24 protein-coding genes and 1 pseudogene are annotated in these 25,278 nt (G+C 48.8%); 20 read left to right on the top strand and 5 right to left on the bottom strand.

The genetic code is table 11. The features are described from left to right. Positions 1 to 8 precede the first annotated feature (8 nt). The 6 genes from AJ81_RS03720 (at position 9) to AJ81_RS03695 (ending at position 5,275) form a co-directional block, all read left to right on the top strand. A complete protein-coding gene (locus tag AJ81_RS03720) occupies positions 9 to 689 on the top strand; it encodes a ribonuclease HII (RefSeq protein WP_031505271.1) in 681 nt (226 codons plus the stop codon). A 72-nt stretch (positions 690 to 761) separates the two neighbouring features. Continuing rightward, entirely contained in the window at positions 762 to 2,081 is a 1,320-nt protein-coding gene (gene glnA, locus AJ81_RS03715) for a type I glutamate--ammonia ligase (RefSeq protein ID WP_031505272.1), read from the top strand. Between the two features lie 31 nt (positions 2,082 to 2,112). Then, positions 2,113 to 2,724, top strand: coding sequence for a response regulator (locus tag AJ81_RS03710; RefSeq protein ID WP_031505273.1), 612 nt, complete (start codon positions 2,113 to 2,115; stop codon positions 2,722 to 2,724). Continuing rightward, positions 2,711 to 3,136, top strand: coding sequence for a potassium channel family protein (locus tag AJ81_RS03705; protein ID WP_031505274.1), 426 nt, complete (start codon positions 2,711 to 2,713; stop codon positions 3,134 to 3,136). Before AJ81_RS03710 ends, AJ81_RS03705 begins: the two co-directional genes overlap by 14 nt. Continuing rightward, positions 3,133 to 3,792, top strand: coding sequence for a potassium channel family protein (locus AJ81_RS03700; protein ID WP_031505275.1), 660 nt, complete (start codon positions 3,133 to 3,135; stop codon positions 3,790 to 3,792). Before AJ81_RS03705 ends, AJ81_RS03700 begins: the two co-directional genes overlap by 4 nt. A gap of 73 nt (positions 3,793 to 3,865) precedes the next feature. Next, the gene (locus AJ81_RS03695; protein ID WP_231845501.1) at positions 3,866 to 5,275 is read left to right on the top strand and encodes a TrkH family potassium uptake protein; all 1,410 of its coding nucleotides are present in this window, start codon (positions 3,866 to 3,868) and stop codon (positions 5,273 to 5,275) included. On the opposite strand, the gene AJ81_RS03690 is transcribed toward AJ81_RS03695, so the two are convergent. Next, entirely contained in the window at positions 5,255 to 7,186 is a 1,932-nt protein-coding gene (locus tag AJ81_RS03690) for an outer membrane protein assembly factor BamB family protein (RefSeq protein WP_031505277.1), read from the bottom strand. The two genes, AJ81_RS03695 and AJ81_RS03690, sit on opposite strands and share 21 nt — an antisense overlap. A 16-nt stretch (positions 7,187 to 7,202) precedes the next feature. Beyond that, complete coding sequence (locus tag AJ81_RS03685) at positions 7,203 to 8,354, bottom strand: MFS transporter (protein WP_031505278.1); 1,152 nt, start codon at positions 8,352 to 8,354, stop codon at positions 7,203 to 7,205. Between the two features lie 110 nt (positions 8,355 to 8,464). Between AJ81_RS03685 and AJ81_RS03680 the strand changes: the two genes are divergently transcribed. The 8 genes from AJ81_RS03680 (at position 8,465) to AJ81_RS03645 (ending at position 17,994) form a co-directional block, all read left to right on the top strand. Next, entirely contained in the window at positions 8,465 to 9,559 is a 1,095-nt protein-coding gene (locus AJ81_RS03680; protein WP_306452431.1) for a GntR family transcriptional regulator, read from the top strand. 199 nt (positions 9,560 to 9,758) lie between these two features. Beyond that, the gene (locus AJ81_RS03675) at positions 9,759 to 11,075 is read left to right on the top strand and encodes an ABC transporter substrate-binding protein (RefSeq protein ID WP_231845418.1); all 1,317 of its coding nucleotides are present in this window, start codon (positions 9,759 to 9,761) and stop codon (positions 11,073 to 11,075) included. A 38-nt stretch (positions 11,076 to 11,113) separates the two neighbouring features. Continuing rightward, the gene (locus tag AJ81_RS03670; protein ID WP_031505281.1) at positions 11,114 to 12,004 is read left to right on the top strand and encodes a carbohydrate ABC transporter permease; all 891 of its coding nucleotides are present in this window, start codon (positions 11,114 to 11,116) and stop codon (positions 12,002 to 12,004) included. Continuing rightward, positions 12,001 to 12,852, top strand: a complete 852-nt coding sequence (locus AJ81_RS03665; protein WP_031505282.1) for a carbohydrate ABC transporter permease — start codon at positions 12,001 to 12,003, stop codon at positions 12,850 to 12,852. Before AJ81_RS03670 ends, AJ81_RS03665 begins: the two co-directional genes overlap by 4 nt. A 42-nt stretch (positions 12,853 to 12,894) precedes the next feature. Next, the gene (locus tag AJ81_RS03660; protein ID WP_031505283.1) at positions 12,895 to 14,334 is read left to right on the top strand and encodes an alpha-N-arabinofuranosidase; all 1,440 of its coding nucleotides are present in this window, start codon (positions 12,895 to 12,897) and stop codon (positions 14,332 to 14,334) included. A 20-nt stretch (positions 14,335 to 14,354) separates the two neighbouring features. Next, entirely contained in the window at positions 14,355 to 14,999 is a 645-nt protein-coding gene (locus tag AJ81_RS03655) for an L-ribulose-5-phosphate 4-epimerase (RefSeq protein ID WP_031505284.1), read from the top strand. Between the two features lie 37 nt (positions 15,000 to 15,036). After that, a complete protein-coding gene (locus tag AJ81_RS03650; protein ID WP_038059876.1) occupies positions 15,037 to 16,470 on the top strand; it encodes an L-fucose/L-arabinose isomerase family protein in 1,434 nt (477 codons plus the stop codon). Between the two features lie 3 nt (positions 16,471 to 16,473). Beyond that, a complete protein-coding gene (locus AJ81_RS03645) occupies positions 16,474 to 17,994 on the top strand; it encodes an FGGY-family carbohydrate kinase (protein WP_031505286.1) in 1,521 nt (506 codons plus the stop codon). 44 nt (positions 17,995 to 18,038) lie between these two features. Here the strand turns inward: AJ81_RS03645 and AJ81_RS03640 are convergent, their stop codons facing one another. After that, on the bottom strand, positions 18,039 to 18,692 hold the full coding sequence (locus tag AJ81_RS03640; RefSeq protein WP_031505287.1) for an endonuclease III domain-containing protein: 654 nt from the start codon (positions 18,690 to 18,692) through the stop codon (positions 18,039 to 18,041). A 50-nt stretch (positions 18,693 to 18,742) separates the two neighbouring features. Here AJ81_RS03640 and AJ81_RS03635 point away from each other — a divergent pair, with 50 nt between their 5' ends. The 6 genes and pseudogenes from AJ81_RS03635 (at position 18,743) to AJ81_RS10870 (ending at position 22,535) form a co-directional block, all read left to right on the top strand. Continuing rightward, positions 18,743 to 19,624 carry a DUF4438 domain-containing protein gene (locus tag AJ81_RS03635; RefSeq protein WP_031505288.1) on the top strand — a complete coding sequence of 294 codons (882 nt, stop codon included), beginning with the start codon at positions 18,743 to 18,745 and terminating at the stop codon, positions 19,622 to 19,624. Positions 19,625 to 19,722: 98 nt separating this feature from the next. Beyond that, on the top strand, positions 19,723 to 20,190 hold the full coding sequence (locus AJ81_RS03630) for a methyl-accepting chemotaxis protein (RefSeq protein ID WP_031505289.1): 468 nt from the start codon (positions 19,723 to 19,725) through the stop codon (positions 20,188 to 20,190). 72 nt (positions 20,191 to 20,262) lie between these two features. After that, positions 20,263 to 20,601 carry a Panacea domain-containing protein gene (locus tag AJ81_RS03625; protein WP_031505290.1) on the top strand — a complete coding sequence of 113 codons (339 nt, stop codon included), beginning with the start codon at positions 20,263 to 20,265 and terminating at the stop codon, positions 20,599 to 20,601. Positions 20,602 to 20,686: 85 nt separating this feature from the next. Further along, positions 20,687 to 21,077 (top strand): annotated as a pseudogene (gene tnpA / locus AJ81_RS10720) (IS200/IS605 family transposase). After that, on the top strand, positions 21,062 to 22,279 hold the full coding sequence (locus tag AJ81_RS03620; protein WP_039658576.1) for an RNA-guided endonuclease InsQ/TnpB family protein: 1,218 nt from the start codon (positions 21,062 to 21,064) through the stop codon (positions 22,277 to 22,279). Before tnpA ends, AJ81_RS03620 begins: the two are co-directional and overlap by 16 nt. Before the next feature lie 73 nt (positions 22,280 to 22,352). Further along, on the top strand, positions 22,353 to 22,535 hold the full coding sequence (locus tag AJ81_RS10870) for a hypothetical protein (RefSeq protein WP_051368793.1): 183 nt from the start codon (positions 22,353 to 22,355) through the stop codon (positions 22,533 to 22,535). A gap of 209 nt (positions 22,536 to 22,744) precedes the next feature. On the opposite strand, the gene AJ81_RS03610 is transcribed toward AJ81_RS10870, so the two are convergent. Then, positions 22,745 to 24,328 (bottom strand): CTP synthase, encoded by a 1,584-nt coding sequence (locus AJ81_RS03610; protein WP_031502191.1) that lies wholly within the window; start codon positions 24,326 to 24,328, stop codon positions 22,745 to 22,747. Next, positions 24,325 to 25,257 carry a carbohydrate kinase family protein gene (locus AJ81_RS03605; protein WP_031502192.1) on the bottom strand — a complete coding sequence of 311 codons (933 nt, stop codon included), beginning with the start codon at positions 25,255 to 25,257 and terminating at the stop codon, positions 24,325 to 24,327. The genes AJ81_RS03610 and AJ81_RS03605 overlap by 4 nt, the downstream gene beginning before the upstream one ends. Positions 25,258 to 25,278: the final 21 nt, after the last annotated feature.

Genomic DNA, 25,278 nt, shown 5'->3' with positions numbered 1-25,278 from the left:
GATCCTTGATGAGAAGAGAGTTGTTCCTTTTTGACGAGTTTTACAGATCAAGTTTTGGCACCATCATAGGGGTGGATGAAGCAGGGAGAGGTTGCATAGCGGGACCTGTGGTCGCCGCCGCGGTTGTGTTGCTCGAACCGCTGGACGTGTACGATTCAAAGCAATTGAGTCCAGGACAGAGGGAGCGTCTCTTTGAAGAGATACAGAAATGCGCCGAGGTTGGAGTTGGTATCGCGTCCGAAGAGGAGATAGACACGTACAACATCCTGAACGCAACAAGAATCGCCATGAACCGCGCCCTCGAGAATCTCCACTATCCGGGCGCTTTTGTTTTGGTCGATGGAAAATCGTTGAAACTTTCTCAACAGGGCACGTGCGTGGTGAAAGGAGACCGAAAGAGTGCTTCCATCGCCGCGGCATCGATAGTTGCGAAAGTGACGCGAGATCACCTCATGGAAATGTTCCACGAGCGCTATCCTGATTATGGTTTTTACAAACACAAAGGCTACCCAACCAGAGAACACCTTGAGAATCTTCGTCGTTATGGCCCGACAGAGTTTCACAGACTCACGTTCAAACCCGTTCTGGAAATGCTCACCGAAGAACTGCTCGCTAAGATCGTTTCAAAGGATTCGCAGCGCTTCTTATCGGTTCTGAGAAAAATGAACCGACTCGTCTCTTCCACTTAATTTCCCTTAACGAACGCGAAAAATTACTCGTCATAAAATACATGCATATAAGAGTCGCGAGGGGGAATCGAAATGAAAGCGGAGGATGTTCTGAAGCTCGTGGAGGAAGAAAGTATCCAGTTCGTGAGATTGCAGTTTTCGGACATCAACGGGAACGTCAAGAACGTGGAGATACCCACTCAAGAGCTACCCAGGGCCTTTGAAAGGGGTATCATGTTCGATGGATCGTCCATCGAAGGTTTTGTGAGAATCGAAGAATCGGACATGTACCTGAGGCCCGATCCAGAAACTTTCGCCATTCTGCCTTGGACAACCGACGGTATCAAGAGCGCGAGGTTGATCTGTGATGTGTACAAACCTGACGGAACACCGTTTGAGGGGGATCCGCGATACAGACTGAAACTCGTCGTCGAAAAGGCAAAGAAGATGGGCTTTGTCCCCTATGCCGGGCCTGAACTGGAATTCTTCGTTGTACCAAGAGACTCGAAAGGTTTCCCCGTGGCAGAGACGCTCGATCGGGGAAGTTACTTTGACCTGTTGCCCCTCAACCAGGTTGAATCTCTGAGAAGCGAAGCGGCCGTGGCCCTTAGAACGATGGGCATCGACGTTGAGGCTTCACACCATGAAGGGGCACCCTCACAGCACGAGGTCGATTTTCGTTACGATGAACTGGTCAGGACAGCAGACAACACACAGACTGTGAAGTTGGTTTTGAAGACGATCGCCATAAAGTACAACTTGCACGTCACGTTCATGCCGAAACCCTTCTTTGGGATCAACGGTTCGGGGATGCACACGCACTTGAGTCTCTTCAGGGACGGAGAAAACGCTTTCCATGATCCCAGCGCTTCGGACGGCCTTTCAAAGACGCTGTATTACTTCGTTGGTGGTTTGATCGCACACGCCAAGGAGATCACCGCAATCACGAACCCAACAGTGAACAGTTACAAACGCTTGGTACCAGGTTATGAGGCTCCCGTGAACATCGCCTGGTCGAAGGCGAACAGGAGTGCTCTGATAAGGGTTCCAGCTGCCAGGGGCAAATCGACGAGGATTGAGTACAGAGCACCAGATCCCAGCTGCAACACCTATCTGGCACTCGCCGTGATGGTGGCAGCGGGCCTGGATGGAATCGAAAAACGTACCGACCCACCTCTGCCGATCGAGGAAAACATCTACACGATGAGCGATGAGAAGAAGGCTCAGATAAAGATAGAATCGTTGCCCGGTTCGCTGAAGGACGCATTGGAGGAAATGAAAAACTCCACTCTCGTCAAAGAAGTTCTCGGAGAGCACATTTTCAGAAAATTCCTGGAACTGAAGAGAAGAGAATGGAGAGAATTCAGTATCAGTGTAACCGATTGGGAGATCAGAAGGTACTTGAACGTGTGAAGAGTGATACACTATGAAAATGTGAAAGCGTATGGCTAACATTTTGGTAGTGGACGATGAGCGGAACGTCAGAAATCTCATCAAAAAGATCCTCGAGGAAAACGATCACAGTGTGACGACAATTGCTACTGGCGAGGAAGCGCTTGTAGAACTACGTAAAGTGAAGTTTGATCTGCTCATACTCGACTTGAGATTGCCGGGTATGTCGGGTACTGAGTTGTTGAAGCGTATGAAACAGGAAGGCATAGAGGTGCCCGCCCTGATAGTTTCAGCGGTTACCAATGCCACACCCGTAGTTGAAGCTCTGAAGCAGGGTGCTGGAGACTATCTCTCCAAACCTTTTTCGGCTCAGGATCTTGTGAAGAAGGTAGAAGAGCTACTCAACAGAGAGCAACTGAGCTTTGAAAGACTCGCTCGTCTGGTGGAGGAAAAGCTGGAGCAAGGCAAGCTGACCACAGCCGAGAAACTTGCCCGTGAACTCTTCTCAATACGACCTGATGCAGAAGCGCACGTCATTTACGCAATGGTGATGGAAAAGCTTGGCAACAAGACACTTGCGCACAAGTACCTGAAGGCCGCGTTGGCGCTCGATCCAGACCACAAGAAGGCGTTAAAGGAGATTGCAAAGTATGAAGAAAACTGAATCTTTGTATGTGGTCATAGCAGGTTGTGGAAGAATTGGTTCGATCGTGGCGACGAGCCTCTCAGTTTCTGGAAGCAACGTTGTAGTGATCGATACGGATGAAACAGCGCTCGAGAATCTTCCTGAAGAGTTCACCGGGTTCAAGATCAACGGAGACGTGACTGAGATCTCCGTTTTGAGAGAGGCTCGACTCGATAAAGCTGACGTGTTGGTCGCGTTGACGGGTGACGACAACACCAATTTCATGGTCTCAACGGTGGCCAAAAGGTTCTTCGGAGTCAAGCGAGTGATAGCGCGAGTCAACGATCCATCGAACGAGGACATATTCAAAGAATTCGACATCGACATCGTATCACCCACACGACTCACTGCGATGAGTATTCTGCGAGAATTAGGGGTGCGAGAAACTTGAAGTTCGTAATCATAGGTGGGCAGAAAATCGCTTATCATTTGGCACGCATGATGATTTCAAAAGGCTATCACGTGTACATAGTGAACAAAGACCCACGCGCTTGCGAGAGCCTCGCTAAGAACCTTTCAGCGGTTGTCATCTTAGGCGATGGGAGCAAGAAGAGTGTGCTCGATCAGCTCGATCTCAGTGGTGAGGATCTGGTCGTGGTGTTGACGAACACGGATCGTGATAACCTCATAATATCCCAAATGCTTCGACACTATTACGGGGTAGAGCGCATAGTTACGCTCGTCAACGATCCGGAAGACATAGAGATCTTTTATCGTCTCGGTGTGAAAGCAGCGGTCAGCCCAACGAACCTGTTGTTACAGACGATCCAGGGTCTTTTGCTTGTCGATGAGATGGAGGAGTTTTCACCCGTTGAGGAAGGAAGACTTGTTTTTTTGCGTCTCGAGATACCCAGAACCTCGCCCTCTGTCGGCAAAAAGCTGAAGGATATACCACTACCGAACAACTGTGTCATCGGTGCGATCATCAGAAACAATGCTGTCGTGATACCACGCGGAGAAACGGAACTGCTGGCTGAGGACAGGGTCATGGTGCTCTGTGAACCAGCGGTTCAATCGCAAGTGATAAACTTACTCGTCGGTGAATGATATGATATCTTCGATGCATGAATACGGTGTCGTATTTCGTACAGTGGGTCGACTCCTGGTGTTCTTTTCTTTGGTGCTCCTCGTTCCTCTCGTCTGGATTTTTGAAGAAACAAGCGTCACTCACTGTTTGATATCCTTTGTGTTGCCCTCCCTCATATCGCTCACGATCGGTTTGATCGTTAGTCGTTTGTCGAAAGCTGAAAAGGAAGAGGTCATAACGGTCAAAGAAGGAGCAGTGATCGTAACCTTTTCCTGGGCATCGGCCGTCGTGATCTCCGCACTGCCTTACATTATCTACGGGCTTTTGAACTTCTCCCAAGCGATCTTCGAGGCAACGAGCGGGTGGACTACCACGGGTCTAACGATGTTTCAAGACGTTGAAGGCTTACCCAAACCAATCCTGTTCTGGAGAAGCTTTACCCAGTACCTCGGGGGGGCCGGTTTTGCTGTCATCATGATGAGCACAATCATAGGTCCAACAGGTTTGGGTTTCTACCAGGCTGAAGGTCGTGTCGATAACATAGCACCGAACATAAGACATTCGACAAGACTCATAGTCACTTACTATCTTCTCTACGCTCTCTTTGGAACGATCGCTTTGAAGTTCGCAGGTCTGAGCTTCTTCGACGCGCTGAACCATTCCTTCACAGCCCTTGCCACAGGAGGATTCTCAACCAAAAACAATAGCATCGCATCCTTCAACAAATTGTCGGTCGAGTTGATACTGATGTTTCTCATGTTCCTCGGATCTATGGGGTTTGGGATTCACCACACCTTCTGGAGCAGAGATTGGCACGCTTTGAAGAAGAACAGTGAACCCAAACAAATGTTGGTGCTCATCTTTTTGGGCACAGTGTGCGTATCTCTCGCGGGCGTTGGTAAAGTTTTTTCAACGCCGGCGGACGCCCTCAGACACTCCCTCTTTCAGATAATTTCTGCTCTCACCGGGACTGGTTTTTCGACCGTTGATCTCACATCGTGGTTGTTTTTCCCGACAGGGCTCTTTGTACTGATAGTCCTGATGCTACTTGGAGGTTGCATGGATTCGACGTCCGGTGGCATAAAGCAGTACAGGCTCTCCGTGCTCATCAAGGCGTTCAAGATCTCACTCAGAAGGTTTCTGTTACCCAAGAGTTCCGTTGTCTACGTTGAGATCTGGAAGGGTTCTACAAAAAAGTATCTCGATCCACAACTGATCAAGGAAGCGTTTCTAACGAGCGCAGTTTACGTTATTTCCCATGCTCTGGGAACGATCATCCTCACTCTCTTTGGTTACACTTTGGAAGAGGCCATGTTCGAGTTCGCCTCCGCATTGGCCGGTGTAGGACTTTCGTGTGGAATCACATCATCGACCATGCCACTCGGTGCGATGTGGACGCTGACAATCGGGATGTTCATGGGAAGGCTTGAGTTCCTCGTAGTCGTGTACGCACTTGCGAAGATCTTTTCGAACTTGTTCAGATCATTTTCGGAAAAGGCTTGAGTTCATAGCATCTCTGAGGTACATCGGCCAACCTGCTGTGGGTGAACTCTTCAACTTGTAGAGGAGTATTCTATCTTCTGCCATCAGGGTCAACAAACCCGAGTCAGACAACTTCATCTTGCCCGTTGTCGAAACTGGTAAAGACTCCTCCAAAAGGATCGAACCATCTTTCGACGAGAGCAGATACAACTTTTCACCGGCGGCGATTAGACCTGTTTGCGTCGACAGAATCGTTCTTGCGGAAAGATTTTCCCTCATCCAGATCGTCCTGCCCGAGAAATCCAGCGCATAAACGTTCCCGACAGCGTCACAGAGATACAGAGTTTCACCATCACTGACTGCCTGCAGCAATTCTGCGTTTTCGAAATGTTCTGTCCATCTTGTCTTTCCGTCTTTGATCTGCAGGCACCAAACTGATCTTTGAGTGACTACAAAGATCAGTTCGCTTGTCACGACGATCTCTGCCGACTTTGTCGATTCTGTGATGGATGACCAGATCCCTTTTCCAGAAAAGTCCACAAGGTGCAGTATCCCAAGCCAATCCAGGACGAATATTCCGTAATCTTCATGTACCGCGGGTGGACACACGAACCAACCTGTTAGACGTACTTTGATCGGGTCTCCACTCCTTCTTGAGTCAAATATGTACAAGGTTCCATCGTCGTCGACGGCGACAAAACCGTACGGAGTTTTTGCCACAGCCAAAGAGATGGACGAATCGGTGCCCATTTTGGCTATTCTGTCAGTGACCACACAGATGTTTTTGTCCCAGGAACCCAGTACGATGGACCCATCATCCATGACAACTGGATCCGCAGTGAGTATGAACGCCACCTTCGTTGGATAAACCTTGAGGCTATTCGGATCCACTCTGAGTAAGTTGCCATCCAGAGTAGACAAATAGAGCTCCCTGCCGATCGCCAGGGTCGTACTCACTTTTTGTGGTAGCTTCACATCCCCGAGGAAACTCAAAAGTTTCTCTTCTTCGTGTTTCTCTTGATAGCTTGTCGTTTCGGTGGTTGTTTGAACTTCAGCCACGGTAGTTGTCTTCAGCAAACCCGTCTCGCTCATACCTGCCCACTTCACGTTCGTTGCGATGGTCTGGAAAAGCTTGATTGAGCTTGGAAGCACGCTTGCAACTACAATTGTACCTTTGTCGGTGACAACATAGAGATAATCTTTGTAGCTGGTGATCGAAACTGCCGAAATGTTCAATCTGTCGATGACGGACAGATCTGCCCTCGAGAGCATCAGGATGGATTTATCATCCAACAACGCGACGAGATTGTTTCTCACAGAGAGGATCTGCTGAAAGTTCAGAGCGAATTTGTGCTTCGATTCGAGCACGGGTATGCCTTGAGAAATGTTCATGATGTAGAATTCTTTGTTCGTCGAAAACATCAGATAGCTTCCGACAACCTGTGCGCTGATGATGGAACTCGGCGCCGAGATCTCCCAGAATCGCTTGAGATTTCGGTCGAATGCGATGATTCTTCCACCAGAAAGCGCAATCAAGAGATTCGAATAAGCACTTATTCTGTCCAACCTCTCGTTCAACGTGTAGGAAGCCTTGAGGTTCAAATTCCTGTCAAACACACTGATTGAATAGTCATGTACAACGTAGAGGTCCTCCAAAAGAACGGCGTCAATGATCCTGCGGTTCAGCTCGATCTTGCTGACTGGTCGTAAGTTCAGATCGAAGGCCTCGATTCTCATCGTTCCCAGGACGTAGACAAGACTGTCACTGGACAAGATTTTCACAGCGTTTGAAACATCGATCGATCCCGATTTGACCGGTATGAGTGGAACAGAGACATCGTAGAGCTCGATCGTTCCTTCCTTAACAACAAACAAACTTGCAGGAAGGACCATCTGTGAAAAAAACAGCAGCACGATCAGAACATGTTTCACACGTCACACCTCAGTTCTATGATACCAACTTTTCAAGACGTTTCTTGAACCACCAAGTCAGCAATGCGTTCAACCCATAGAACAACGTACTGATCAACAGGAGTCTGGTGTAATCCTTTGGGCCTTCAACGATCCAGCCGTACAGATAAGCCGCCAATGCACGCGAAGAACTGTTCAACAGATTGCCGAATCCGTTGGCTGACATGATCAACTGTTCAGGCAGGTTGCTGAACACCAGCACCGTAAGGGATGGGTTCACCATGTTCATCAACATGAACCTCACAACGTAAAGACTGGTGAAGGCTATCAGATTTCTCGTGAACGAGAGTGAAAGCATGAGAGGTACCACAACTGTATGACATGTCAAGAGAACTCTGAGCGTACCGAATCTTTTTTGCAGAGCACCACTGCTGAAACTTCCCAGAGCTGTCATCAACTGCGCCAGGGCCATGATCAGACCGACATGACCCAGCGGCAGATTGAAAAGATCGTAGAACATCAGGTTGCTGAAGTTCAAAAAGAGTCCCGCTCCAAAGCCAATCAGTACGTTTGAAAGAATGTAATACGTGAGCACGCGCTTCTGGACAGAATCAAGCGAAAAACCTTTCAAAAGGGGAGAAACGTTCCTGACACTGCCAATCTTTCGGATCAGGAATGCTGAGCACAGTTGCAAACTTGCGGCGAACAGGAGGCTGAAAGAGTAACCCAGGTTGTCAGCCATGGTACCACCAAGAATGTTTCCCAGAACGCTCGCTGTCATCGTAACCGAGAACTGAGAACCGAACACCGAATATCTTTTCTTCAGTTCGGTTTTTGCCAAAAGAGATACCGTGAAAGCCATGCCCGACAGGCTCGAAAAGGCACCGAAAACGAAAGCGAGAAGGATTTGTGCAGGGAAAGACAAAATCAGAGTCCTCAAGATCATTAGGATACCCGTCAGAAGACTCGAGAAGAATAGAATTCTTCGCTTTTCAAACTTGTTCAAAACTAAGGCAAGGATCAATCCAAGCACAGCGCTTCCCCAGAGGCTGCTGGATACGATGGCACCTATCTGCGCGTTTGTGAAGTGTTGCCCGCGCATGTGTAAGTTGAAGATTATCCCGTATGCTTGTCCAGCGAAACCCGTCAAGAAAGCGAAACTGTAGAAGACATACCTCGAGCTGTCCACAACTGTCGATTATAAACACGTGGGTGTGAACTGTCGTACACGCGGTCGTTAAGGAACTCGTAGTTTTCAGGAGTCTGCTTGACTGGGTGGAGGCAACGGCGTAGAATAGGATCAGGATTAAACGTACGTACATAGGGAGGTATCATCTGATCGCACCCAAGTACAGACTCATCGAGCAGTTCCTGCTTTCACAAATAAAATCTGGAAAGTACGGGCCCGGCACGAGATTACCAACAGAACAAGAGCTCATGGAAAAGTTTGGGGCGAGCAGAGAAACCGTGAGAAAGGCCCTGGATCGTCTCGTGGTGAGAGGCATCATAGTCAGAAAGCCGGGCGTGGGATCTTTCGTCAATTCGGAAAAGACCAATCACCTGGTTGGCATAATCGTTCAGCAGATAACCAGTTACATATTTCCCTACGTCGTTTTTGGAGCAGAGGATTATCTCTTCAGAAACGGTTACAAGTTGTTGCTTGGTAACGCTTCGGAGGATCCCTCCCGAGAGAAGCAGATCATAGAGGAGTGGGTTGAATCTGGTGTCACAGGCTTGATAGTGGATCCTGTTTACAGCGCCACGAGACGTTGTAACAGGGACTACATGAAATCACTCGTCAAGCAAGGTATCAAAGTGGTTTTGGTGCACAGCGACTGGAACATAGAAGGAGCAGGTTGTGTGGTCTTGGACGACACGTACGGTGGCACAAAAGCTGCCGAGGTCTTTCATCAACACGGGCACAAGAGGGTGGCGGTGCTCTACAAGTCGATACACCTGCCAAGCTTCGCCAGAGCGATGAGCTTCATTCAACGAGCGCGTGAGCTTGGTTTTGAGAAGATCTACGAAAAGTCTTTCAATGTGTCGGAGTTCACGGGCGTGCCGATGCAAATGGCCTACGAACTTCTCACCATGCCCAAACAACTTCGACCAACCGCAGTTTTCTGCTACAACGACGCGACAGCCCTGCAACTACAGTTGGTTGCGAAGAGATTAGGTCTGACTATTCCGGACGATCTGTCCGTCATAGGCTTCGACGACGCACCCATAGGTGATTTCAGAGACGTACTCACCTCCTTTGCCCATCCCAAGGAGGATGTGGGAAGAAAAGCTGCCGAGATACTTCTGAAGATGCTTTCTGGTGGAGAAGCAGAAAAGTATGTCTTTCAACCAGAGTTCATCGAAAGATCATCCGTGGCACCTCCACGGGCTTGAGTAGTGAAACGTACGTACAAAAGCCGTGCGACTTCCTCTCCTTGAACGATGCTCTAATGTGGTCTTCTAATGCTTGCTTCTCAAGCTCTTGACACCAACACGATAAGGGTTTATAATGATAACGTAAAGTAATTGACTGTACCTAAGACGACAATCGTGACCGTAGGGGGCTTCAACTTTGCCGAAGGAGGGGTGTTTCATGGTGCGGAAGTTTCTGACGATCGTTGTAGCCTTGCTTGCCGTGGCAGCTTTCGCCGCAGTCAAAATTTCCGTTTTGTGCTCTCCCGACAACGCGGACGCTCTGAAGTGGCTCGCAGGCGAGTTCATGAAGCAGAATCCAGACATTCAGGTCGAGATCGTGCCACTGTCCTGGGAGGTTCTCTATCCAAAGCTGTTGCAGGATCTGAGATCCCAAGCCGGCTCGTTCGAAGCGTTCACCTACGACGTCATGACGACTGGCGCGGTTTCCTTTGGACTTGAGGACCTTGGAGAGTTCATGAAGAAGTATGCAAACTTGTTGCCGGCCGATTTCGATATCGACGATTTCATACCACAGGTTCTTGAGGAATCCGGCAAATGGCAGGGCAAATTGATCGGTCTACCCTTTTACAACAACACGATGCTGTTCTATTACCGCAAAGATCTTCTCGAAGATCCGAAACTGAAGCAGGCGTTCAAGGAGAAGTACGGTAGGGAACTGACTCTGCCAGTCACCTGGGAAGAGGTCAAAGAAATAGCTGAATTCTTCACGAAGAAATTCAATAAGAACTCCCCGACCGAGTATGGAATCGCGCTCATGTTCCCACGAACGCACACGCTGTTCTACATGTACCTGTTGTTCTTCGGTGAGTACAGAAACGCACCACTCGGTATCATGAGGCATGGAACGGCGGATCTTGAGTATGGTGAATACTTCACCGCTGACCACAAGCCTGCGTTCAACAGCGAGGAAGGTTTGAAGGCTCTCGAAATGATGAAGAAACTCATGCCCTACAGCCCAGACCCACTCGGATCGGATTACGGTGAAACGATCGAGTACTTCAACCAGGGTCTCGTTGCGATGGTACCTCAATGGACCGGACCATACTTGATCTTCAAATCGACGATTGGAGCGGACAAAGTTGGCATCATACCGATGCCCGGCAGGTCCGTGAGCGGTCAGTGGGCACTTGCCATCAACAAGTTCATACCTGAAGACAAGAAGGTTGCGGCCTTCAAATTCATAACCTTCGCAACCAGTAAATGGGCAGACAAGCAGAAGTTCCTCAGATTCGCTGTTGCACCTGCGAGGATGTCGACGCTCAAAGATCCAGAGGTCAGGGCGGCTGACCCAAGGGTTCCAGCACTGGAAGTCACCTACGTGTCTCAGACTCACAGACCAAGAATTCCTGAGGAACCACGTCTGGAAGACATAACGGTCGAAACGTTCTCGAAGATACTCGCTGGAACTTTGCCACTCTCTATGGACACGTTGAACGACCTAGCAAAGAAGTGGCAAGAAGTACTTGGAAAGTGAAGGGGGTGAAGAGGGGGCGCTGAGCCCCCTCATTTGTAATGAAGAACAAGAGATTGGTCCCTTGGTTGATGGTCCTGCCGGTCTTGGCCCTCTTTCTCTCCATGACTATTTACCCTTTTGCCTTCATGATATGGGCTTCTTTCAGGCACTATGACCTATCGAAAGGTGCAGAAACACGTTTCATAGGTCTTGCCAACTACTTTCAGATATTTTCGGACAGTACGGCGATCGAATCTTTCAAGTTCACAGCCAAGCTCTTGGCCATCGCCGTTCCGATCGAGCTCATGCTGGGAATAGGTGTGGCGTTTCTGATCAGGGGTGTACGTGGTGAGAAAATCATACGCTCTTCCCTGCTGGTACCTATGATGGTTCCCGCTGCAGTTTCGGGTGTGGCCTGGAAGATGCTCTACAACTACGCGTTCGGTCCTGTCAATTGGTTTCTCTCATTGTTCGGAGTTCCCAAGATATCTTGGCTGGGTGATATGAACTACGCTCAGCTGGGAATCATTCTCATTGATATCTGGCAGTGGACGCCCTTCGTATTTCTCATGATTTACGCAGGCCTCCAATCTGTGCCTCAGGATTTGATAGACGCGGCGAGGGTTGACGGCGCCGACTGGGGTAAAGTGTTTCTCCATGTGGAATTCCCACTGCTTCGACCTTTGATACTCGTAGCTCTCGTGTTGAGAATCATCGACTGTCTTAAGACCTTCGACATCGTGTTCATGACGACCTGGGGTGGACCTGGAGCTGCGACGCACACGTACAGCTTCTACATCTACAAAGTCGGCATTTCATTCGGCTGGAACATCGGATACGCCTCCGCGCTAAGTGTTTTGCTCTTGCTGGTGAGCATGTTACTCGTGAACGTCGTGTTCAGATTGGTGAGAATGAGGCAACAGCTTGGTTTCGGGGGTGAAGAAAGATGAAAGCAATCTTGAGGGTGTTTAGATACATCTTGATCGTCTTCTGCTTGATATTCTTCCTTTTCCCAGTCTATTGGCTTGTGATAACGGCGTTCAAGCCATCGAACGAATGGTTCACGTCGCCACCAAGGTTCTGGCCCACCCAGCTGACGTTCTCGAACTTCCTTGGAGCTAAGGAAACTGAGGTGTTTGGTGGTACCACCGGCTCGATAGAAAACATCTTTCCTTACCTCAGAAACAGCATCATCGTCGGTATATCTGTCTCGTTGATTGCGACGATCATAAGTGCCTCAGCCGCTTACGCGATAGCGAGGTACAAAGTTGGTGGTGCCTTCTTGGCCGAATGGATCATTTCCATCAGGATGCTTCCTCCCATCGTTTCTGCCGTGCCTTTGTACGTCATCTTCTCACGATTGAGACTCATCAACACCTGGTGGGCGCTGATTCTGTCACACCTTGTCATCGTGGTTCCGTTGGGAGTCTGGTTGCTCATCAGTTTCTTCAGAGAGATCCCGAGAGAGATAGACGAAGCGGCCTACGTCGATGGCGCAAGCACTTTCCAGACATTTTTCTACGTTATCTTTCCGCTGAGCGCACCTGGCTTGGCAGCTGTGGCGGTGCTTTCGCTGATACAGAGTTGGGGTGAATTCCTCCTCGCTCTGGTGCTCACGAACGATGCAAGGGCGCAGACGTTGCCGATATTCCTGGGTAGGTACATCACAGGCTGGCGTGTTGCCTGGGGTCCGCTCTCGGCAGCAGGAATCGTCACGATGTTGCCTGTCGTGGTGTTCGCAATCTTGGCACAGCGATATCTGATAAGAGGTCTCACGTTCGGAGCGGTCAAAGGTTGATGAGAGTGTCACGTGAAGGTGGTGTGATCTTTGTACAGCGTGATGGTGAATCCCGGCAAGATAACGAAAGCGGTGAGCAGGTACATTTATGGTCACTTCATTGAGCATCTGGGCAGGTGCATCTACGGTGGCATCTACGAGGAAGGTTCTCCTCTCTCCGATGAACGCGGTTTCAGAAAAGACGTGATGGAGGCGGTGAAGGAACTCAAGGTCCCAATACTCAGATGGCCTGGCGGGAACTTCGCTTCAAACTATCATTGGGAAGATGGAATTGGTCCGAAGGATCAAAGGCCTGCGAGGTTCGATCTTGCTTGGCGGAGCGTGGAAACGAACAGGTTCGGCACGGACGAATACATCGAATACTGCAGAGAGATAGGTGCAGAGCCATACATCTGCGTGAATCTGGGTACAGGAACACTCGATGAAGCTTTGCGTTGGCTTGAGTACTGCAACGGTGAAGAGAATACCTACTATGTGAATCTCAGAAGGAAATATGGGCATATGGAACCGTACGGTGTGAAATTCTGGGGCATAGGCAACGAGATGTACGGTGAATGGCAAGTGAACCACATGAACGCCGATGAGTATGCCAAGATTGCAAAGGAGTACGCGAAATGGATGAAGGTTCTCGATCCTTCCATAAAGACTGTCGCGGTGGGATGCGACGATCCAGAATGGAATCTGAGGGTCCTCGATGTGTCTGGACCACACATTGACTACATTTCCTACCATTTCTATACGGGTTCAGAAGATTACTACGAAACAGTCTCCACCGTTTATCTGCTCAAAGAGAGATTGCTGGGCTTGAAGAAGCTGATCGACATGTCTCGTGTTTCACAAAAGAGACAGATAAAGATTGCTTTAGACGAGTGGAACGTTTGGTACAGGGTCGCGGAAGAAGGACTTGAAGAACCCTACGAACTGAAAGATGGACTCTTCGCGTGTGGGGTACTGATCACTCTACAGAAGATGAGCGACATCGTTCCAATAGCGAACCTGGCACAACTTGTGAACGCGCTTGGCGCAATACACACGGAAAGCGATGGTCTGTACTTGACACCAGTGTACAAAGCGTTTGAACTGTTGGCGAACCATTCTGGGCAGAACTTGGTCGAAACGCACATTGAAACCGAAACCTACGACATAGATGGGAGAATGTTCTTCACGAAAACGCCGTTTGAACTTAGGGATGTACCTTACATTGATGCCTCAGCAACGGTGAGTGTGGACGGTAAGAAGCTGTACTTAGCTGTGGTGAACTACAAGAAAGAAGATGCGGTAAAAGTCTCGATCACGATCAAAGGTATGGGGGAGAAAATCGCACGCGCTTACGTGCTGAGCGGGCCAGATGTGCACGCCCGCAACTCGATGGATCATCCGAACGTCGTCGACATCGTGTGTGAACAGATCAAAGTCGGTTCACAGTTCACCCACACGTTTAAACCCTTCTCATGCACAGTGATTGAAATCGAACGAGACTGAAAAAGAAGAGGTGAAGAGCATTGTACGAGGAAATGAGGAAACAGCTTCACGAGGCTCACCTGACGCTCGAGAAGTACGGCTTGGTGGCGTACACGAGTGGAAATGTGAGTGTGAAAGTGAACGAGCACGTGATTATCAAGCCTTCGGGAGTACCTTATTCGCTCTTGAGGCCTGAAGATTACGTCGTCGTTGATCTGGACGGAAACATCATCGAAGGGAACAAAAAGCCATCCATTGACACTGCAACACATCTACATCTGTACAGGGGCATCGAATGGGCAAAATCGATCATACACACACACTCGACTTTTGCCACCGTTTGGGCCGTCGCGGAGAAGCCTATCCCAGTTTTGTGCACGGCGCACGCGGACGTTTTCGGCGAGGAAATTCCGCTGAGCGAGTACGCGCCTGTGGGGTCTGAGGCGATAGCGAAGGCCGTGTTCAAAGTGCTTGGAAAATCTGGTGTGGTACTACTGCGGAAACACGGCGTTATGGTTGTCGGCAGCTCTTTGGATGACGCCATCAAGAAGGCTATCTTTCTGGAAGAGGTTGCAAGGATCGCTTATTTTGCTCAAATGATGACCGTTCCCGTGCCACTGGCTAAGGACGAAGTCGAGAGGCTGTATCTGCAGTACCATACGAAGTATGGACAGAATAAAGGTTAAAATGTACATGAATAAAAATTTTTCGGAGGTGTGAAGAATGACAGAGAAAGTGACGCTGGGTCTTCTCGTGGGTAACAGAGGATTCTTCCCAGGCTCGCTCGTCGAGGAGGGCAGGAAGAGGATCCTCAAGGTTCTGGAAGATATGAACGTCAACGTTGTCACTTTGTCTACGGAAGATACAAAATATGGAGCCGTTGAGAACCTTCAGGACGCTGAAAAGTGTGCAAGACTTTTCAGAGAACACGCGCACGAGATCGATGGTATTCTTGTGACCTTGCCAAATTTCGGTGACGAAGGTTCGGCTGCACTCGCGATACGCATGTCGAACTTGAACGTTCCTGTCTTGGTCCACGCCTTTCCCGACGAGCTGGGTAAGATGGACATCAGCCACAGGCGCGATTCGTTCTGCGGAAAGATTTCTCTGTGCAACAATCTCGTGCAGTACGGAATTTCCTTCACGGACACAACGTTCCACGTGGAGTCACCTGAGAGTGATGAGTTCAAAAAGGATCTGGAGAAGTTCCTGGCTGTGTGCCGTATAGTGAAAGGCCTGAAGGGACTCAAGATCGGAGCTATAGGCGCGAGACCCGCTGCGTTCAACACGGTGAGGTTCAGCGAGAAGATACTGGAAAGACACGGCATCAGCGTCGTGACGGTCGATCTCTCGGAAATCATCGCACGTGCCAAAGCTTTCGAGTCGAAGTCGGATAAAGTAGTACATGAGCTTGAGAAACTGGAAAAAACGTTCAACGTTAACAAAGTTCCAAGCGAAGCTCTCGAAAGGATGGCTCGTCTGGCCGCCGCAATAAACGAATGGATCGAACAGAACAAGGTTCAAGCGATAGCGTTGCAATGCTGGACAGCGTTGGAATTGCTGTACGGGGTCGTACCGTGTGCGGTGATGAGTTTGCTATCGGAATCGTTGTTACCCAGTGCGTGTGAGACAGACGTTATGGGTGCTTTGTCAATGTACATACTCCAGCTCGCGTCTGGCAAACCTTCTGCACTGTTGGATTGGAACAACAACTACGGAAACGATCCAGAAAAAGCGGTGATGTTCCACTGCAGCAACCTGCCCGTTTCGTTCTTCAAGAGTTGTGAGATGTCTTATCAGGAAATAATCGCAGGCACGGTTGGGGCGGAGAACGCGTATGGAACATGCGTTGGCAGGATCTCGCCAGGTCCTGTAACGTTCTTGAGGCTTTCGACGTTCGATGACGAAGGTATCATCGCTGGATTCGTGGCGGAGGGAGAGTTCACGGATGATCCAATCGAAACTTTTGGTGGTTACGGCGTTGCAAGGATTGAGAATCTCAGATCACTCCTAAGGTTGATCACCAAGTACGGATTCGAACATCACGTCGCGGCGAACAAGAGCTTGGTTAAGGAGGCCGTCGTTGAGGCTCTCGACAATTATCTCGACTGGGAAATATTCACAGTGGATGGTTGCGAATGTCACAGGGAGGAATGAACCATGTACTTGCTCGGCACGGACATAGGAACGCAAGGAACCAAGACGGTGCTTGTGGATGAGAAAGGAATTGTCCTCGCTGAAGCTTCAAGAGAATACGATGTGATCACTCCAAAACCCAACTGGGCCGAACAGTGGCCGGAAGTGTGGGTGAAGGCAGTCTTCGAAACGGTGAAAGAGGTCGTCGAAAAGGCCAACGTACCCAAGAAGCAGATTGCGGGCATAGCCATAAGTGGTCTCTATGGTGGTTCTGGTGTTCCCGTCGACAGGAACATGCAACCGTTGAGACCCTGTTTGATATGGATGGACAGGCGCGCCGTGAAAGAGACTGAATGGGTCAAGAAAAACGTACCAAAGGAGCAGATCTTCTCCATAACTGGTAATTACGTCGATTCTTACTTCGGTTTCACGAAAATCATGTGGATCAGGAACAACGAACCAGAAATATGGAAGAAGATCTACAAGTTCGTTACGCCGAAGGACTACGTCATCTACAAGATGACGAATCAATTGGTGATAGACTACTCGTCTGCGGGAAACCTCGGCGGTGTTTTTGACATCAGAAAACTCACCTGGTCGAAAGAGATGTGTGACGTTCTGGGCATACCAATCGAATATCTCCCGGAACGGATCGTCAAGTCTTCCGACGTGGTTGGAAAGATCAGTAAGGAAGCTTCTGAGCTCTGTGGTCTATTGGAAGGCACTCCTGTCGTGGCTGGAGGAATAGACGCACCTGTAGCACAGCTTTCTGCGGGTGCATTGCAAGAAGGAGAACACGTTGCGATGGTGGGAACCTCCACGTGCTGGGGGACGGTGCACGATGGGAGCAAACTTGCCTTTGGTCTGGTGAGCTATCCTTACGTGGTTTACGACACAGAAAGGATCTACACCTTTGGAGGCTCTGCGACCACTGGTGCCCTCGCGCGCTGGTTCAAAGAGCAATTCGCAGAATCAGAAACGGTCGTTGGAGAAAGAATGGGGGTATCTGCCTACCAACTGCTCGATCAGGAGGTTAAGTCCATACCCGCAGGAAGTGATGGGATAATTGTTTTACCTTACTTCATGGGCGAAAGATCTCCAATCTGGGATCCCAACGCACGTGGCGTCATTTTTGGTGTCACGCTCTATCACAAGAGAGCTCACATTTACAAAGCCTTCATGGAAGCAGGCGCATACGCGTTGAGACACAACATAGAAGCTGGATTGAACGCGGGGTTGAAACTGAACGATGAATGTTGGATCGTCGGAGGCGTCGCAAGATCTTCCGTCTGGGTACAGATCTTCGCCGATGTGACAGGATTCAAGATGAGACAGGTGGCGAGTCTCGTAGAAGCGCCCTTTGGTGATGCGTTCTTGGCGGGCCTCGGCACTGGAGTGATAGACAAACCCGAACGCATCAAGGAGTGGGTGAAGTACAAAGAACCTGTGGAACCAAGATCTGAGAACAAGAAGGTTTACGACAGATACTATCAGATCTATCTACAACTTTACGAAAGAACGAAGGACCTAATGGAAGCTCTATGAATAAAGATCCCCGTCCACCCGGACGGGGTTTTCCTTCAAACACCTCAGGATTCAGTTCGAATTTTGTTGCAGGTTCTGCATAGATCTTTCAAAACGCAAAAGTCGCATTTGGGCTCTCTCTTTTTACAAACCCTCTTTGCGTGTTCGACCAATAACGCGTGGTATTCCTTCATGGTTTCTATGTCTTTGATAGCACGGTGAAACATCGATTGGATCTGCGGATAGCTTTCTTTACCATTGAGAATTCCGACTCTGGTGAGAATTCGCCTCGTGTAGTTGTCGACGACGAATACTGGTTGCTCGAAGGCGTACAGAAGAATAGAATCGGCGGTTTCTGGACCGATTCCGGCGACCGAGAGTAGCTCGTCCCTCGTGAGAGATTCTCTGAGGCGATAGAAATCGAAATCATGCTCGGCAAGCTTTTGCAAGAGATTCTTCAGTCTTCTCGTTTTCAATTTCCAAAAACCTGCAGGCTTGATCAGCATCTCTACGAATTCATCGTTCGTTTCGTAAAGCTTCCTCGGTTCGAGCAACCCGGCTCGCTTCAAATTCCCAATGGCCCTTTCGACGTTCTTCCACGCGGTGTTCTGGGTGAGCACGGCGCCGACGACAACTTCAAACCACGTTTGGGCTGGCCACCAGCTCTGTGGCCCGTAAGCTTCGTACAGTCTTCGATAGATTTCCGCGACAAGGTCCAAGCTTGATTCCTCCCAGTCTTTGAATGTTATCATAGCAGAGGGGTGAGAAGATGAGAATCAACAAGGAAAGGCTGGTCATGATTTCCGTTCAGGGAACGATCGTCAAACCCGAGCACAGTGGAAGGCACGCGGTCGCGCACGATGGAAAGCCCTTCATGCTCCCTGGAACAGGTGGAATCACGTACAACGTCAAGGTGGGAGATCCCGTCTTTGGCTGGGCGGCAGACCACGTTGAGCCGGGTGTTTCGACGATTCTGGACCAGGAAAAGCGTGATTCCGGACAGAACAGGGGTTACAATTTCTACGCTTGTATTGGAAACGAAGCTCGAGTCGTCAGTGGAGATGCAAAGGGTGCCAAGGGAATCGTCACGGGGCACCATGGTGGCGCAGAACATGTCCTGATAGATTTTCCAGATGAAGTTCTTGAGAAGCTAACGCTGGACGACAAGATCTTGATAAAGTCTTTCGGTCAAGGGTTGGAACTTCTGGATTATCCCGATGTTCACGTGTACAACATAGATCCGAACCTGTTCGAAAAACTCGGCATCGAAGAGAAAGATGGAAAACTCTTCGTTCCCGTCGTGGCGGTTGTACCGTCTTACTTGATGGGTTCGGGCATAGGTTCCACGAGCATGGGTACGGGTGATTACGACATCATGACGGCTGATCAAGACGTTTTGAAGGAGCATGGACTCTTGGATCTTCGCTTTGGCGACATCGTTTACATCAAAGACTATGACAACAGTTATGGTCGATGCTACAGAAAAGGTGCTGCAAGCATCGGAGTTGTGATCCACAGCGACTGCAAATATGCAGGCCATGGTCCTGGTGTGACCATATTTATGACTTCTGCTAAACCTTTGATTGAGCCCGTTTTGAATCCAGATGCGAACATCGGAAAGATCCTGAGGATAGGAAGGTATCGTGATTGAGACAAAAAGCCCCATCTTTGAAAGAAAGGGCTCGGTCTATATCAGTACGAATCCATCTTCTTTGAAGAAGACTCGCTTCTTGAAACCGTGCTTTTCGATTGTTTCGTAGTCGGTTCGCCGTCGTTGCCGATGAGATAAGGAAACTCGCAGAACAGAGTAAGCTTTCAACGGAGAAGATAAGCCAGATCCTCGGGGGGATAAAGCAGGAGGCTGAGAAAGCCTCCAACGCAACCAAGGACATGGTCACATCGGTTCAGCACATGAGTCAAGAGTCTGGAACAGTCTTGACATCGCTCAACAAGATGGCACAACATGTGAACGAAATTGCGTCCATGGCGGACAGTCTTGCCGCAAGTGCACAACAACAGAGTGCATCAGCTGAAGAGATGAGTGCCGCGGTGAAATCTCTCGAACAATCGATGAACTCTATCTTAGACAAAGTTGAAAAGGTGGGTGAATCCGTTACAGATCAATTGAAGATCAGCGATCAAATAAGCGAAGCAAGTAAACATTTGGTGGAACTATCTCAGATTCTGCGAGAGCATATGAATCATTTCAAGATATGAGCTGAGACAGTCGAGGATGATTTTCACTTTTCAGCGTGGTCTTCTCGATTTTGGCAGACCAAAGGGTATAATTTGGAAAGAGTGCAGGAGATGCCGAGTGAAGCTAAAAAGAAATTAACCATCGTTTGCCAGTGGTTCCTCGGTAAGGGCTGTACGGACGTTGAAAAAATAGCTTTACTCACGTACCTGTCGGACAGGGAACACCTACGCAGGTATGGAAGAACTATAAACCGTGAACTCTGCCGCAGAAGCGGACACGAGATTCTGTATTCGTTGAACCTGAGAAACTTCAAGCTCGAGAACAGAATCTTTGACGAAGACGAGCTGTCTGACACCGAGCGTGAGGTCCTGAACCTCGTCTGGGATCTATTCGGTGCACTGGATGTTGCTCAACTCAATGACAGAAAATAGTGTTCTGCAAGCCCTTCTTCTTCAGGGGATGGGTAAGGAGCTTGTTCGTTATTAGCATGTGTTATAATTGTATAGGGTGAAAGCTATGCAATTAAGAAAAACAAGATGGAGTCTTTATAATTTGAACTATCATTTTGTGTGGATAGCCTAAATACCGCAAAAAGATTCTGGTAGATAGCGTTAGGCAAGAGCTCGAGAAACTTATTTTTGAAATCGCCAAAAAACATGGGATTGAAGTCCTATCTCTATCAGTTCAGCCAGACCATGTCCATCTTTTTGTTTCAGCACCACCGCGCTTATCCCCAGCTCAAATAGCCAATTTGTTTAAAGGAGTGTCTTCTAAAAAACTTCTTGAGAAGTTTCCACATCTAAGAACAAAGGAAGGATTATGGAGCAGAACATATTATGTTGGCTCAGCAGGAACGGTTTCAGAAGAGACTATCAGGAGGTACATCGAAGAATGTCAAGATATATAGTCAGAACTTATAAAGTGCCTGTTCCGAGAGAATTGTATCCTCTGTGTTCTGAGCTGAACAGGCTCGCTGGTCGAATCTACAACAAAACCATGTCGCTGGTCAAGAAAGTAAAAAGCAAGAAAGGTTTCTGGCTTTCACCAGGAGCAACACAAAAATATATCCTGCGTTGGAGTAGCACTATCAATATCCATACCCATTCCAAACAGGCTATAGTTCAGCAATACTTTCAGGCGCTTAACAGTTACTTTACTGCAGTCAAGACAAACCCACAGTTGAAACCACCACATAAGAAGAAAAGGTTTATGCCGTTCATCTGGAAAGATACTGCTATAAAACTTTCACCAGAAGGGGTTCTGAGACTTTCAATGGGTAGTAGTCAGGAGCCAATTTTGATACAAACGACACTGCCAGCCGGTACAACAATTAGGCAAGTAAGACTTGTGTATGAGGCTGAGAAATATTATCTTCACCTTGCAATAGAGGTGAAGAATGAGCATAAGAAGAAACAGTCTGTTGAAGTTATGTCTGTAGACCTTGGCATACTCCGTCCAATAACTTGCTTTGATGGCTCTGAAGTGATTTCGTATCACGGTGGTGTTCTCAACAGTCTAATCAGATATCGCAACAAGAAGTTGGCAGACTTTCAGCAAACGTTAAGCAAATGCAAGAAAGGTTCCAAGAGGTATAGAAAACTGTTGAAAGCAAAGCAGCGAATGCTGAAACGAACAAAACATCAAATAACGGACATACTGCACAAGATAACCAGCAACTTTCTTAAGATGTGTTTACAGAAAGGGTATGGGACTATTGTAATTGGAGATATCACAAATATTCGAGAGCGTGTAGAAGGGAACGATAACTTTAATCAAAAAGTTCATCAGTGGTGTTTCAGAAAGATGGTGGACATGATAACCTACAAAGCACAGCTACTGGGGATTGAAGTGAAACTTGCTTCAGAAGAATATACGAGTCAGGTCTGTCCTGTATGTGGTAGCAAGAATCATGCGGTTGGTCGCAACTATGAGTGTAAAAGTTGTGGATTTAGTTATCACAGGGACGGAGTAGGAGCGATAAACATCTGGCAGAGGTATCTTGGGAAGAAGTCCCAAGTAGTAGCGGGATTGGCACCCGTCAGAGGTGTAAGGTTTAAACCACACCTCTGTGGCCATGGAGTATCAAACGCTCCATGGAAGGCAGCCTAAGGAGCTGCTAAGAATCCCATCCCCTTCAGGGGATTGGGAGTGTCAAGAGAAACAGAGAGACGAAATCATACCCGTGAAGAAGTGGTCACTTCAGCAGGTGGCCGAGTACGGCGAGAGATTTGTGAGTGAAGGCGACAGGAAGGTCACCCTGAACTTTGCCTTGTTCGAACAGGCAAACGTCGAAGCGGTGAGATTGATCGAACTTTTTTCACCACAAAAATTTCTGATAAAGGTTACTCCGGTGAACCCAACGTAAAGCTCAATCAACAACGGCATCGTTTCCGATGTGGACCTGCAAAGTGGATTGCCCATTAAAAATCGAAAGTTTGTAGAAGAACTTCGAGAAAATGGTTTTGAAGTGATACTCAGTGTTGGTGAGCCTGAAGAGAACAAAATAGGTAGTAACTGTGGCTTGTACATAAGAAGACATCTCGTCGAGTCTTCAAAACCCCGAGATGCTTACACTTACATTCCCCGCTGATCGTGCTCTTCGAGCGCATCAATTAAGGCCTTGAACAGCGGGTGAGGCTTACCGACCTTCGTTTTCAGTTCTGGATGGTACTGGATGCCTATGAAGAAGGGATGTTCTTCGAGTTCGATCGCCTCGACGAAGTTTGACTTTGCACTGATGACGAGTTTGTAACCTTGCTCCTTGGGCATTTTGAAGAGCTCCGAGAACTCGTCGTAGTTCACCTCATAGCGGTGCCTGTGTCTCTCGGTAGTTTCCTCAACACCATAGATGTCCCAGAGTTTTGTGCCTTTAAAGATACGCATTCGCTGAGCGCCAAGTCTCATCGTTCCGCCAAGCTGCAGAACTCTCTTTTGCTCTTCCATGAGTGTTATCACAGGATAAGGCGTGTTGGGGTCGAACTCGGTGGAGTTGGCTCCTTCGTATCCGTAGACGTTCCTTGCGAACTCTATCACCATCAGTTGCATGCCGAGGCAAATACCAAGTATCGGTTTTTTGTGTTCTCTGGCATAGCGTATGGCCTTGATCTTTCCTTCGATACCCCTCTTGCCGAACCCGCCTGGAATGATCAGACCATCGTATTCGGACAACCTGTCGCATACCTCTTCATAGCTCATGTCTTCCAAATTCTGTGCGTCGATCACTTCGGGTTTAACACAGCCTGCGAGGAAGATGGATTCTATTATACTCTTGTACGCGTCATCTGTTCCAAGGTATTTCGCAACCAGCGCTATTCTACGTTGTTTGAAAGTTCTTGGATAATCCCAGCTGAAATTCGAGTCATCGAGAGCGAGGTTGAGTTTTCTTGCAACCTTGTTGTGAACCTCAAGATTTTTCAGCAGTTCCACTATCGAATAAACGTTGGAGACGTCAGGCAGGTTTATCACCATGTCCTGTGGAACGCCTCCGAAGAGCGCCACTTTCTTTATGGTGTCGGAATTCACCGCTGTCTCGCTCCTGATGACGATCATGTCTGGGTTGAGTCCGGCCCTCCTCAGCAGTTGCACCGATTGCTGCGTTGGTTTGGTCTTGAACTCGTTCGACGTTCTGAGGTAGGGAACGTAGGTGACGTGAATGAACATGAAATCCCCGAAAGGCTTTTCCAAAGCGAGTTGTCTGACGCTTTCCAGAAACACTTCGCTCTCTATGTCGCCCACAGTGCCTCCGATCTCTATCACGTTGACCTGTCCTTCGAGCGAATCTATCCTGCGTTTGATCTCGTCGGTGACGTGCGGAACTATCTGAACGGTCGAGCCGAGATAACCCCCATCCCTCTCTCTTTTCACGACGGCCGAATAGATTTGCCCGGCCGTTATGTTGTTCTTCCTGCTCATGTCTTCACCGAGGAATCTCTCGTAGTGGCCGAGATCCAGATCCGCCTCGTAACCATCTTCTGTGACGAACACCTCTCCGTGCTGGTTCGGGTTCATCGTACCCGCATCCACGTTCAGGTAAGGATCTATCTTCAGCACGTTCACCTTGACGCCACATTCTTTGAGTAATCTGGCCAAAGATGCACAGAATATACCCTTGCCTACTCCGCTGAGCACACCACCTGTTACGACGATGAACTTTTTCACACAGATCCCTCCAGAACAACCTTTGCCAGCCTTTCCTCCCCTTTGAGTTTCAAGAATTCTGCGAGCTTATCACGCGTTGGACTTGCGCTGGAGCTCCCAATCTTCGTCACGGCCAAAGCAGAAGCTGCGATAGCCAGCTTCAGGCAGTCCTTCACATCCAGTTTCTGCAGCTTTGCGAACATGTAGGCTGCGTTGAAGGCATCCCCCGCACCGGTGGTGTCTACAACCTCCACGTCATGAGCATCGACGTGGTATGACATTTTTTCGGTGTACAGTGTTGCACCCTTCTTGCCGAGTTTCACGACCACTTCCTCCACACCCACATTCAAGAGCTTCTTCACGGCTTTCTCGATCTCACTTTCCTTGGTCATCTTCAGAATCTCTACCTCGTTCGGAGCAATGGTGTCGGCATATGCGAGTGTTTGTAGATCGATCGTTTCCGAGAAACCTGCTGGATCAACAAAGACGTACTTGCCGTTCCGCTTCGACATCATGATGACTTCTTGTGCTGTCTCGCTCGGAATGCCCATTTGAACGAACACGGCCTTGCAGGTTTCGAGGAAAGTCCAGTCGACCTTGTCAGGAGTCAGGTGCGCGTTGGCACCGAGTATGTGAAACATGGTGTTTCTGCCGTCGGATTCAACCACAACAAAGGTTTTGCCTATCTGTTCTTCGCAAACCCTGATCGAACCGATGCCGACTCCATACTTTTCCAGTCGTTTGAGCACCGTCTGAGAGATGGAGTCGTTACCGACCATTGCGACGAGTTCACACGGAACGTTCAGCTTGGCAAGGGCAATGGCCATGTTGGCACCTTTCCCACCTATGTCTGTGAACGTCTTCGTGCACAGATGATTTTCTCCAACGTGTATTCTGTCGATGTAAAGAAACGTGTCGATGTTGATCTTTCCAAAAACTGTCACACTCATGTGCTTCTCTCCCTTTTTGTG

Origin of the sequence: Pseudothermotoga hypogea DSM 11164 = NBRC 106472, assembly GCF_000816145.1 — a bacterium.
Taxonomy (GTDB): domain Bacteria; phylum Thermotogota; class Thermotogae; order Thermotogales; family DSM-5069; genus Pseudothermotoga_A; species Pseudothermotoga_A hypogea.
This window is presented reverse-complemented; position numbering and strand designations above follow the sequence as displayed.